The organism is Rubellimicrobium rubrum (assembly GCF_006152115.1).
GTDB lineage: Bacteria > Pseudomonadota > Alphaproteobacteria > Rhodobacterales > Rhodobacteraceae > Rubellimicrobium > Rubellimicrobium rubrum.
This window is the reverse complement of the sequence record NZ_VDFU01000059.1, coordinates 1-8,823: the sequence shown is the minus strand read 5'-3', so window position 1 is coordinate 8,823 and position 8,823 is coordinate 1. Positions and strand designations below refer to the sequence as shown.

10 protein-coding genes are annotated in these 8,823 nt (G+C 68.1%); 5 read left to right on the top strand and 5 right to left on the bottom strand.

All coding sequences use genetic code 11. From position 1 onward, the window contains the following. Positions 1-295: 295 nt before the first annotated feature. The 3 genes from FHG66_RS20765 to FHG66_RS20755 all read right to left on the bottom strand — a co-directional run bounded on the left by FHG66_RS20765 (position 296) and on the right by FHG66_RS20755 (position 1,224). Entirely contained in the window at positions 296-658 is a 363-nt protein-coding gene (locus FHG66_RS20765; RefSeq protein ID WP_246082707.1) for a YbaN family protein, read from the bottom strand. Continuing rightward, positions 655-915: a DUF6522 family protein gene (locus FHG66_RS20760; protein WP_139079059.1), complete on the bottom strand. Its 261-nt coding sequence runs from the start codon at positions 913-915 to the stop codon at positions 655-657. Before FHG66_RS20760 ends, FHG66_RS20765 begins: the two co-directional genes overlap by 4 nt. A gap of 111 nt (positions 916-1,026) precedes the next feature. Further along, positions 1,027-1,224, bottom strand: a complete 198-nt coding sequence (locus tag FHG66_RS20755) for a heavy-metal-associated domain-containing protein (RefSeq protein ID WP_139079058.1) — start codon at positions 1,222-1,224, stop codon at positions 1,027-1,029. A 159-nt stretch (positions 1,225-1,383) separates the two neighbouring features. Here FHG66_RS20755 and FHG66_RS20750 point away from each other — a divergent pair, with 159 nt between their 5' ends. Then, entirely contained in the window at positions 1,384-3,936 is a 2,553-nt protein-coding gene (locus FHG66_RS20750) for a heavy metal translocating P-type ATPase (RefSeq protein WP_139079057.1), read from the top strand. Positions 3,937-3,953: 17 nt separating this feature from the next. Then, positions 3,954-4,415 (top strand): Cu(I)-responsive transcriptional regulator, encoded by a 462-nt coding sequence (gene cueR, locus FHG66_RS20745; RefSeq protein WP_139079056.1) that lies wholly within the window; start codon positions 3,954-3,956, stop codon positions 4,413-4,415. 33 nt (positions 4,416-4,448) lie between these two features. Here cueR and FHG66_RS20740 read toward each other — a convergent pair whose 3' ends face one another. After that, entirely contained in the window at positions 4,449-4,805 is a 357-nt protein-coding gene (locus FHG66_RS20740; RefSeq protein WP_139079055.1) for a hypothetical protein, read from the bottom strand. Positions 4,806-5,065: 260 nt separating this feature from the next. On the opposite strand from FHG66_RS20740, the gene FHG66_RS20735 reads away from it, so the two are divergent. The 3 genes from FHG66_RS20735 to FHG66_RS20725 all read left to right on the top strand — a co-directional run bounded on the left by FHG66_RS20735 (position 5,066) and on the right by FHG66_RS20725 (position 7,491). Beyond that, positions 5,066-5,950, top strand: a complete 885-nt coding sequence (locus tag FHG66_RS20735) for a bestrophin family protein (RefSeq protein ID WP_139079054.1) — start codon at positions 5,066-5,068, stop codon at positions 5,948-5,950. Positions 5,951-6,098: 148 nt separating this feature from the next. Next, positions 6,099-6,473 (top strand): hypothetical protein, encoded by a 375-nt coding sequence (locus FHG66_RS20730; RefSeq protein ID WP_139079053.1) that lies wholly within the window; start codon positions 6,099-6,101, stop codon positions 6,471-6,473. A gap of 70 nt (positions 6,474-6,543) precedes the next feature. Continuing rightward, on the top strand, positions 6,544-7,491 hold the full coding sequence (locus FHG66_RS20725; RefSeq protein ID WP_139079052.1) for a class I SAM-dependent DNA methyltransferase: 948 nt from the start codon (positions 6,544-6,546) through the stop codon (positions 7,489-7,491). On the opposite strand, the gene FHG66_RS20720 is transcribed toward FHG66_RS20725, so the two are convergent. Continuing rightward, positions 7,466-8,479: a GNAT family N-acetyltransferase gene (locus FHG66_RS20720; protein ID WP_176556382.1), complete on the bottom strand. Its 1,014-nt coding sequence runs from the start codon at positions 8,477-8,479 to the stop codon at positions 7,466-7,468. The two genes, FHG66_RS20725 and FHG66_RS20720, sit on opposite strands and share 26 nt — an antisense overlap. Between the last annotated feature and the right edge of the window lie 344 nt (positions 8,480-8,823).

The window sequence follows — 8,823 nt, the reverse complement described above, 5'->3', positions numbered from 1 at the left end:
GCATCTGCACGGTATGGGTGGTCTCGGTGGCGGCCGCCGCACCAGCCAGAAGAGCAAAGACGGCGGCGGTGGTGAGGACGAGGGGGTGCGCGCCGGCCCGAGCCAGAGCGGGAGCCCGGACGGGAGTTGTGACGGGGGCCAGGGCGGGGCCCCAAAGCAGAGCGAACATGCGAGCGGTCCTTTCGGGGATGCAGTTTGCCGCGCCCCGGTCTAGGCTCCCTCCCCACACCGGTCGTTGTCAGACCGCAAACTCCGGAGGAACGTGTACAGGGCTCTGTCCTTGGCGGCACAGCCTTCAAGCAGAGGGGCGGGTCAGGACAAAGGTCGTGGCTCCGGCCAGCGCCAAGCCTTGCACGGCCAGCACGGTGAGGGGCAGCCCCAGCAGCAGCGCGCCAGCAAAGGAGGCGCCCATCAGCAGGCAGGCCATCGTCTTGTGCTGCCGGCGTATGGCGCCGCGAGTCTCCCAATCGCGGATCGCAGGGCCGAAATAGCGGCTGTTCTCCAGCCTTGCTCGCATCCTGGGTGAGCCTTTCCCAAAGGCGAACGCGGCCAGGATCATGAACGGGGTGGTAGGCATGACTGGCAGGACGACGCCGATGAGCCCGAGCGTCAGCGCGACATAGCCCGTCACGATCCAGAAAAGGCGCACCGGCATCATGACGGCACAGCCCCCAGGATTCGGCTCTGTTCGATCACGGTGCCGTCGGCCGTGAGAACCAGCCGGACGGTGACAGTCCCATAGCGGAACGTGAGCCGGAACCGTCCCAGATCCTCGCCCTCGCCACGCTCGAACCGCCGGGTCAGGTGGCCCTCGCGCATCAGGTCCGGCACCTGTGCGGCATCGACTCCCAGGAGCGGGCCCAGATCCTGCGCGTCGATCACAAACCCGCCCTCTGGCGTGGGCTCCAGCCGCATGATGCTCTCCTGCTCGTGCCTGGGATGTGGGATGGCTTGGTTGCGGATCAACTTTGCCGAGGGCTCATGCCCGGCCGGTCTGACCCTGCCGCTTCCCGCTTGGCCGGGTCCTCAGGCGTTGGCCGGCGGGTAGCCTGCGTCGTCCAGGGCCTTCCTCAGCGCCGCCGGATCGGCCGAGCTCTGGATCCTGACTTCGCGGGTCGGGAGGTCGGCCTCCACTTGGGCGGCGGGGTCCACGCCCTGCACTGCCTTGCTGACACGCCGGACGCACGCGCCGCAGCTCATGTCGGGGATGTCGAAGCGGATCATGGTGACCTCTCAGATCAAGAACCAGGCCCAGATGGGGGTTGCCATCGTGGCAAGGTCAAGAGGGTGCCATGTCACGACTTCTTCGCGTTGGGCGCTTGACCTTCCCACGGTGGGAACCCTTATGTCCCCTGTCGTCGCAATCCGACGGGAGTGAAGCCCATGGAGAATGTCGTCGGCCCGCAGCGTGCGGGCACGCCGGACTTGGCGAGGATCAGCCTTACGGTCGATGGCATGACCTGCGCGTCCTGCGTGTCCCATGTGGAGAAGGCGGTAAGCAAGGTGCCGGGCGTGTCCTCGGTCAGCGTGAACCTCGCCACGGAGCGTGCCGACGTGGCCTTTGCCGGTCAACCCAACCTCGCCGCCCTTTTCCATGCCATCGAGGATGCGGGTTATTCCGTGCCCGAGGACAGCGTGGAGATCGGGGTGGAAGGGATGTCCTGCGCGTCTTGCGTGGCGCATGTCGAAAAGGCGCTGTCGAAGGTTCCGGGCGTTCTGGAGACATCCGTGAATCTCGCGACCGAGAGGGCGCAAATACGCTTTGCACGAGGAGCGGTGTCGGCCGCCGATCTGGAAGGCGCCATCCGCGATGCGGGCTACGAGCCCCACCGGATCGAAGCCGGGCCTGTCGCCGAGGATCGCGAACGGGACACGCGGGAACGCGAGTTGGGCACGCTCCGCCGCTCGCTGCTTTGGGCTGCCGCCCTGACGGCCCCGGTTTTCGTGCTGGAAATGGGCTCGCACCTGATTCCCTGGGTTCACGACCGCGTCATGGGCACCATCGGAATGCGGAAGTCTTGGCTCCTCCAATTCGCGCTCACATCGCTCGTGCTGTTCGGGCCGGGGCTCCGCTTCTTTCGCCGGGGCCTGCCCGCACTGAGGCGACTTGCGCCCGACATGAACTCGCTCGTGGCGATGGGGACGCTTGCCGCATGGGGGTATTCGGTTGCGGCCACCTTTGCCCCGGGACTGCTGCCTGCGGGCACGGTCAACGTGTATTACGAAGCGGCGGCCGTGATCGTGACGCTGATCCTGCTCGGACGCTTTCTGGAGGCCAAGGCGCGGGGACGCACCTCCGAGGCGATCAAGCGGCTGGTGGGCCTGCAGGCCAGGACGGCGCGGGTCCGGCGCGATGGCACTGCCCGGGACGTGCCGTTGACCGAGGTGCGCGCGGGCGACATCGTCGAGGTTCGCCCCGGCGAGAGGCTGCCCGTCGACGGCGAGGTGGTCGAAGGGTCCTCCTATGTGGACGAATCGATGATCACCGGCGAGCCCGTGCCCGTCGCCAAGGGCGCGGGCAGCGCCGTCGTGGGCGGCACCATCAACAGGACGGGAGCTTTCGCCTTCCGAGCCACCAGGGTGGGTGGGGACACGGTGCTGGCCCAGATCATCCGCATGGTCGAGCAGGCGCAAGGCTCCAAGCTGCCGATCCAGGCGCTGGTGGACAAGGTCACGGCCTGGTTCGTGCCCGCCGTCATGGCTGTCGCGGCGATCACCTTCCTCATCTGGCTCATCTTCGGACCCGATCCTGCACTGAGCTTCGCGCTGGTGAACGCCGTCGCCGTTCTGATCATCGCCTGTCCCTGCGCGATGGGCCTCGCCACCCCGACCTCCATCATGGTCGGCACCGGCCGCGCGGCCGAGATGGGTGTGCTGTTCCGCCGGGGCGAGGCACTTCAGACCCTGCGGGACGTCGAGGTGGTCGCGCTCGACAAGACCGGCACCCTGACCGAAGGGCGGCCGGAACTGACCGATCTCGCGCCTGCGCCCGGATTCGCGGCGTCCGAGGTGCTTGCGCTGGTCGCCGCCGTCGAGGCGAGGTCCGAGCATCCGATCGCCGAGGCAATTCTCCGGGCTGCCAGAGGGCAGGGCCTGCGGCTTGGAAACGTCGAGAGCTTCGAGGCCGTGCCGGGCTATGGCGTGGTCGGCCGCGTTGACGGACGCCGGGTGGAGGTCGGGGCCGACCGATACATGACCCGACTCGGCCACGAGGTCGGAGCCTTCGCCGCTGAGGTGGCACGGCTCGGCGCCGAGGCGCGGACACCGCTCTTCGTGGCCATCGATGGCCGGCTGGCCGGGATGCTCGCGGTCGCGGACCCGGTCAAGGCGACCACCCCCGAGGCGATCCGTGCGCTGCACGACATGGGCCTGAGGGTGGCGATGATCACCGGCGACAACCGCGCCACGGCAGAGGCGGTGGCGCGAAGCCTTGGCATCGACGAGGTGATTCCCGAGGTGCTGCCCGACGGGAAGGTTCGCGCGCTGGCAGGGCTGCGGGACGGCGGGCGCCGGGTCGCCTTCGTGGGCGACGGCATCAACGACGCCCCTGCCTTGGCCGAGGCGGATGTGGGCCTGGCGATCGGCACGGGCACTGACGTCGCTATCGAGTCGGCGGATGTGGTGCTGATGGGCGGCGACCTGCGCGGGGTCGTGAACGCGATCGGGCTCAGCCGCGCGACGATCCGCAATATCCGGCAGAACCTGTTCTGGGCCTTTGCCTACAATGCGGCCTTGATCCCTGTCGCGGCGGGCATCCTGTATCCGGCGAATGGGGTGCTGTTGTCCCCCGTCCTCGCGGCCGGTGCGATGGCGCTTTCCAGCGTCTTTGTCCTCACCAACGCCTTGCGGCTACGCGCCTTCCGGCCCCGCCTGGGCCATGGGGCGCCGGACTCGGACGGGCATGCGGGGGCCGCCGTCCATCCGCAAGTGGCCTGAGCGGAAGGGAGAAACGGATGAACATCGGTCAGGCTGCGCAGGCTTCGGGCGTCAGCGCCAAGATGATCCGCTACTACGAGGAGATCGGGCTCGTGCCGAAGGCCGCCCGGCGCGAGAGCGGCTATCGCGACTACGAGGAGGCGGACATCCACCGCCTCCGCTTTATCCGCCGCGCCCGGGACCTGGGCTTCACGGTTGATCAGATCGGGGAACTCCTGGGGCTCTGGGCCGACCGCTCGCGCGCAAGCAGCAATGTCAAGACGTTGGCGCTGAGCCATGTCGAAGAGTTGCGCCGCAAGAAGGCCGAAATCGAAGGCATGATCGCGACCCTGGAAAGCCTTGCCCAAAGTTGCCATGGCGACGACCGGCCGGACTGCCCGATCCTTGAGGAACTCGGTGCCGCGGGCCACGATGTCTCCGGCCTGCAAGCTCAACCCCGCCGCTTTGGGGCGCCGGGCTTCTCGCCGCGGCGGGGCTAGGGGGCGGTGGGCCCTATGGGATCGGGCTGGCCATCAAGCCGGAAAGCTGTGCACGCCGCCATCGACGGCGATGCGCGACACCGTCCGGAGGTTGATCGAGCGCGGAGCCCTCGCGCGAACGTCCCAGACGGGCAGCAGGTGAGGATGGCGCTCCTGGCGCGTGAAGGTCGCCCGCTTGGCGGCTTCACTGGCGGCATCGCCCTTGAGGCGGTGGCGCAGCGCGGCAGGCTGGACCTGCATGCGCCGTTCCGTGCCGTCCTTCTTGACAAAGGTGACGGCGCAGAAGCGCCCCCCGGCGGATTCGATGAGGTCGCGCTTGGCGACAAGATCTGACCGCTCGGCCCAAGGCGAAGCCTTCGGGGCCCGGCGGTCCTGGCCGGACAGGTTCATGTCTGATCTTTCGGTGGGATTGGATGGTGAATATGGTAACTATGTCACTTCAATTCAACGGGTTGACCCTGTTTCCGACCACCTTGTCGTACAGGGGGCAGGGCGGCGCGCCGGGTGGACTGTCCTGCGGTGCGGCGGGGGCCGTAACGACCCTGACCCACGTCCGATCCTTCGGAACGATCTTGCCAGCGGTCGACGGATGGTGCGCCGCCGAAGGCGTCCGCTATGCTTCGCGTCGCCCATATCCGGAAAGGTGCCGCATGATCGTCCGCAACAAGCCCCGGATCTGGGAACTGGCCTTCGCGCTGCGCGGATCGGTGGTGCCCCATATCGCGGGGCCGCTCCTGTCGCTGGTCTTGATCGCGGGGGCACTCGTGTGGCTGGAGCAGAGCTATCATCCCCTTCCCGCGATAGACGCCACGCCCTTTACGGTTTTCGGCATTGCGCTGTCGCTGTTCCTGGGCTTTCGCAACAACGCGGCCTACGACCGCTGGTGGGAAGCGCGCCGGCTTTGGGGCGGGCTGCTGGCCGACCTGCGCAGCTTTGCCCGCGAGGCGCGCCTGTTCGTCCAAGACGAGCCGCTGCGCCGCGAGATGCTGGAAGTGGCGCTGTCCTTCCTGCATCTGCATCGGGCCAGCCTCCGCCGCCGCACCGAAGCGATCGAGGACGGCCTTGCGGAGTTTCGGGACGCCGCGCATCCGCCCGACGCCGCCCTTGACCGGCTGGGCCAGTTGATGGCTGGAGCCTTGGCGCGCGGCGCCATCGACGGCTTCGGCGCGCGAACCCTGAGCGCGCGCTTGTCCAGCATGGCCCTGCAGCAGGCCGGCTGCGAACGGATCGCCGGGACGCCCTTACCCTTTGTCTATTCCCTGCTGATCTACCGAACGACCTACCTGTACTGCCTCATGCTCCCGTTGGCGCTGATCGGGGCGGCGGGCTGGCTCACCCCCCTGTTCGTGGGCGTGGCGGCCTATGTGTTCCTGGGTCTTGCCGAAGTGTCCGAGGAGTTGAGCCAGCCTTTCGGCGACAACGTGAATGCCCTTCCTCTCGATGCGATCTGCCGGGCGGCCGAGATCAGCCTCGCGCCGCATCTGGGGCAACAGGCGCCTGCGCCGCTTCTCCCCAAGGATTTCCACCTGACCTGATCCGAACGGCGCAGACCAGGCGCCCCAGTCGCGTCGCGCAGGGGCCTCAATCCGGCCCGAGTTCCCCGCTAACCAGGACGTCGCAAGGACGCCCGACAGCCGTTCCGACCTCGGGCCAGTTGACCCACTCCACTGCCCGGAGATCCTCATGTCTCGGCTGCCCATCACCCTGGCGTTCGTGCTTTGGCCCGCCTTGTCCTCCGCCGGGGCCGACCTGACCTACGGCGTTGCGCTGGACGGCGGTCGGGCTGCCAGCGAACTGCGCCTGACCCGCTGCGAGGCGGCCTGCTCGGCGCAGGTCCTCTACACCAATCGGTTCCTGCGTGGATCGGCCTTCACCCGGCAGTTCTTGCTCGATCTCGATGGCATTCATGTGGGGATCACCATCATCGACGGCGAGGGCGAGGCGGCCGAACGGTTCTCGGTGACCCCCCCTCCGGGCTTCTTTGTCGAACCGGCCGAGCTTTTTGTCGAAGAGAACAGCACGGGCGTCATCACGCTTTATCCGTCGCCCATGTCCTGATCCGTGGCGCTCTCTCGATCCGGGCGGTCCGCCGACCTAGGTTGGGTCTTGCCCCTCGACGGAGACCCCCATGACGGATCGATCCGACCGGACGGCCACGACGCCTGACCGGCTGCGCCAAGTTCTGGACGGCTGCGCGACGGGTGCGCTGCCGCCAAATATCGCGCTGCTCCGGCTGGTGACGGAGGCCGTCCGTCCTGAGGAGGTCGAGGACGCGCTGGCACGGGCCAGCACCGAATCCCAGGGTGAGGCGGCCGGTCGTCTGGGGGCAGCCCTGGCCCTTTGCCGCGAGAACCCGCAAGCCTTCGGCTACGTGAAGTCGGTCCTGCATGGCGTCGACCATGACGGCCCGACGAACGGGCAGGGGGTCGCTCATTGGGCCGACACCTTCGACCGTCTGGCCATGGCCGCCCCCGAGGGGGGCGTCGCCCTTTATGCGCTGGGCAACCCCGACCTCCTGAAGGCCGCGACCGAGGAGGTGGTGGCTTGGCTGGCTGCGCACCGGCTGACGAGGTCCGATGCGCGCGTGGTCGAGATCGGCTGCGGCATCGGGCGTTTCGTCGCGGCGCTGGCCCCCCATGTGGGCCATGTGACGGGGCTCGATATCTCTCCAGGAATGATCGCCCGCGCGCAGGAGCGTTGTGCCGGGCTCCCGAACGTGGCGCTTCGGGTGTCGTCCGGGGCGGATCTGGCTGACGTGCCGGACGGGGCGGCTGACCTCGTGCTCGCGGCGGATGTGTTCCCCTATCTGGTTCAGGCCGGCGGGGACGTTGCCACGACCCATATCCACGAGGCCGCCCGCGTGCTGGCCGAAGGCGGGCATCTTGCCATCCTGAACTACTCCTACCGGGGCGATTCCGGGCGCGACCTCCAGGAGATCGAGGCGCTTGCAGCCCCCGCTGGACTTGTGGTTCGCCGTTCCGCCCTCCAGGACTTCTCCCTGTGGGATGCGGCGACCTTTCTTCTTGGAAAGAACCAGGGGGCCGGGAAGGTCAGCCGGACGCGGGACGGCGGATGATCCGACGCTGCATGGGAACGGGCCGGGCGCCCCAGACTCCCTTGTAGGATTCGTGGCCCCGGAGAAAATCGAACTGGGTTACGCCCTCACGATCCGCTTGTGACATCGCCAGCCCCACCAGCATGGCCGAGGGACTGAGCTTGGCATGAGCCGGGTCGAAGCCTCCGTTGTAGCCGTGATGCGCCCAAGGTCCGGCCAGCACCATCAGCACTGCGATCCGCTCCGCCCCGAGCCGAACCTCGTGAAGTCGCAGGAGGCCGGCCCGAGCCAGCGCGGGCCCTGCCTCGCGCAAGAAGGCGCCCATCAAGGGATCGGCCAGAACCCCCTTTGCCCCCCAGCGGAGTGCGTTGAGGCGGAGCAGATCCTCGATTGCGGTCCCGACCTCTTCCGGCGCGACAAGGCCGACCGAGCCACCCAGCCGCGCCAGTTGCCGAAGGGCGTGCCGCCAGTGCGACCTCTGCCGCCCGGATGCGGCGCCCAGGCCGTTCTCGCCTTCGAGAGGGGCGATGAGGCAAGCGTCCCCCGCCATGCGCTCGTCCGTCCACTCAGTGGGGTTTTCGGCCGCGAGAAGCGGGGAGTCGGTCGCGAGTTGCTGCAGATCGATCCGCTCGAAGTTTTCGGGAGCCGCATCCGGCAGGGCGCTGAGCAGGAGCGGGGCCTCGGCCTCGTAGCCCGGCTCGATCAGCGCATCGCCCCGATCGCTCGGACCGGTGCCCGCCAGGAGCAACGCGCCCTGCCAGCAGAAGACTGGCACGATTCCGACCAGCCTCCCCTCGGCCCGAAGCAGAGCCGCTCCGCATCGATGGGGCGCGAAGTGCCTGGCCCAGGACAGGAGCCAAGCCGGGGACTGGAATGGCGTCGCACTGGGGCAACGACGCCAGAGAGCATCCCACTCCGGTTCGAGCCCGGCAAGCGACTCGGGCCGAACGACCTCGACGGTGACGATGTCCGATCGGTGCAGGAGGCCGTCGGCCAGGACCGTGTTCATGGCTGTGTTCGGGCTGCGGTCCCTTGTCCGCCGAAGAAAGCGGAACGCTTGATGTCCAAAGGCATGTCGAGCTCCTGTGCTGCCTTTCCAGACTAGAGGGCGGTATAGGGCGGTTTCCAGAGGCATCTTGGAGGGCCGCTTCAAGGACGGCGACGGCTTGGGCCGTGGCGTGCCCACATGGCCGATCCGCACCGGGGCCGGCGTCCCCAAAAGGATCTGCGTCGCAGGTTGTTCCAGCACAACGTCTTCGACCGGCGTGAGTGTCACCGTCCCTGTGACACGCAATAGAGGAGAAGATCATGCTGTCGCGCAGAGCTGCCCTGATGGTTGGCGCCGGGCTCGCC

Excerpts from the sequence above, each read along its gene's own strand:
- FHG66_RS20765 (WP_246082707.1), bottom strand. The coding sequence starts at position 658 with ATGATGCCGGTGCGCCTTTTCTGGATCGTGACGGGCTATGTCGCGCTG.
- FHG66_RS20760 (WP_139079059.1), bottom strand. The coding sequence starts at position 915 with ATGCGGCTGGAGCCCACGCCAGAGGGCGGGTTTGTGATCGACGCGCAG.
- FHG66_RS20755 (WP_139079058.1), bottom strand. The coding sequence starts at position 1,224 with ATGATCCGCTTCGACATCCCCGACATGAGCTGCGGCGCGTGCGTCCGG.
- FHG66_RS20750 (WP_139079057.1), top strand. The coding sequence starts at position 1,384 with ATGGAGAATGTCGTCGGCCCGCAGCGTGCGGGCACGCCGGACTTGGCG.
- cueR (WP_139079056.1), top strand. The coding sequence starts at position 3,954 with ATGAACATCGGTCAGGCTGCGCAGGCTTCGGGCGTCAGCGCCAAGATG.
- FHG66_RS20740 (WP_139079055.1), bottom strand. The coding sequence starts at position 4,805 with ATGAACCTGTCCGGCCAGGACCGCCGGGCCCCGAAGGCTTCGCCTTGG.
- FHG66_RS20735 (WP_139079054.1), top strand. The coding sequence starts at position 5,066 with ATGATCGTCCGCAACAAGCCCCGGATCTGGGAACTGGCCTTCGCGCTG.
- FHG66_RS20730 (WP_139079053.1), top strand. The coding sequence starts at position 6,099 with ATGTCTCGGCTGCCCATCACCCTGGCGTTCGTGCTTTGGCCCGCCTTG.
- FHG66_RS20725 (WP_139079052.1), top strand. The coding sequence starts at position 6,544 with ATGACGGATCGATCCGACCGGACGGCCACGACGCCTGACCGGCTGCGC.
- FHG66_RS20720 (WP_176556382.1), bottom strand. The coding sequence starts at position 8,479 with ATGAACACGGTCCTGGCCGACGGCCTCCTGCACCGATCGGACATCGTC.